The following is a 1530-nucleotide window of genomic DNA, read 5'->3' as shown; positions in this document are numbered from 1 at the left end:
GGTAAGAGAGGATTCGATTCCAAATTCCTAATTCCCAATTCCCATTTACCAATGTCCAATGTCCAATGTCTAATATCTAATATCAATTTTACTTTTTAATTGTATAATTATTTAATAAAAATATCGAGGGTGTATTTGGATAATTTTTTGCTTGAATATAGAGATCCGCTTTTTGGGATATTGATTTTTTTAATTCTCGTTTTTATTGTTTCTTTTTTTAGTTACTGGTGGGCATATTATAAAAAAAAAGAACAAGAGAGCGAAATTGCCAGATTTTTTTCCAAATTTGAAGAGAATGCTGATGAAGAGATTTTAAATATTCAAAACGAAAAAGATACGAAAAAGGCTTTTTTACTTCTTGCGACAGCTTATGAAAAAAGCGGCGATTTTGAAAAGGCAATCGCTATATATTTAAATCTTTCAAAAACTTGTAAAAAAATAGAAGATAAACAGCTTTTACTAAAAAAGCTCGGCTTTATCTATTTTAAAATAGGTTTTTTAGCCAAATCTAAAGAGATTTTTTTAGAGGTTTTAAAATTTTTCCCAAGAGATAAGGAAGCCTTAAAATATCTAATGGTTATTTATGAAAAATTGCAACAGTATCAAAGAGCTTTAGAGGTTTTGGAGTCCTTAGAAGAAAGTGGTGCAGAAGAGATTGAGAGCTATTATCTTAAAGCTTTAACTCTTGTTAAAGGTTTTACTACAAATTATGATGAATTAATAGATATTTATAAAAAAGAGCCTAGTCTTGTTAGGTTAATTTTTGAATATCTTTTTAAAAATTCTCCAAAAACCGCTTGGGAAAATTTAAGAAAAGAGGATTTTGTAAAAATTGGAGATATTTTATGGTCTTTGCCTAAGGATAAAATAGATTTTGATAGGGTAAAAAAAGATAGATTTTTATCAGATCTATATAGCGCAAAAAAATATATAGATATATCAAAAGAGAGCAAAATTTTTGAATTTGATGTTTTGATAAATTTAAAAAAAGATATAGCCACTTTAGACTTTGAATATTTTTGCGTAAAATGTAAAAATATATTTCCGATTCCCTTTTATAGATGTCCTAACTGCTTAACTCCAAAGGGTGCATATGCGGAGTTTATCCTAACAAAAAAAAGAGATGTTAATGAAGAAAATATATCTATTTAGTGACGGCTCTTCTCTTGGAAATCCAGGACCTGGCGGATATTGCGCAATTCTTAGATATAAAAATCGCGAAAAAATAGTAAAAGGCGGTGAGAGAGAAACAACAAACAACAGAATGGAGTTAAAAGCGGTAATAGAGGCTTTAAAGCTACTTAAAGAGCCTTGCGAAATAGAACTTTACAGCGATTCAAACTATGTAGTTAACGCAATAAATAAGTGGTTGGATGATTGGGTTAAAAGAGATTTTAAAAAAGTTAAAAATGTAGATTTATGGAAAGAGTTTTTGAAATATGCAAAACCCCATAAAATCAGGGCATATTGGGTAAAAGGACATAGCGGTCACAAAGAAAATGAGATATGTGATAAAATTGCAAAAGAGGA

The 1530-nt window shown here is 29.1% G+C and carries 2 protein-coding genes; both read left to right on the top strand.

What is annotated here, in order from left to right; genetic code table 11:
* The first annotated feature begins 135 nt into the window (after positions 1–135).
* Positions 136–1152: a tetratricopeptide repeat protein gene (locus tag AC30RD_RS05655; protein ID WP_489493364.1), complete on the top strand. Its 1017-nt coding sequence runs from the start codon at positions 136–138 to the stop codon at positions 1150–1152.
* Positions 1130–1530, top strand: a 401-nt coding sequence (gene rnhA, locus AC30RD_RS05650) for a ribonuclease HI (protein ID WP_489493363.1), incomplete at its 3' end; no start/stop codon positions are given. The genes AC30RD_RS05655 and rnhA, both read left to right, overlap by 23 nt.

It is taken from the genome of Nitrosophilus sp. (assembly GCF_982775275.1).
This window is presented reverse-complemented; position numbering and strand designations above follow the sequence as displayed.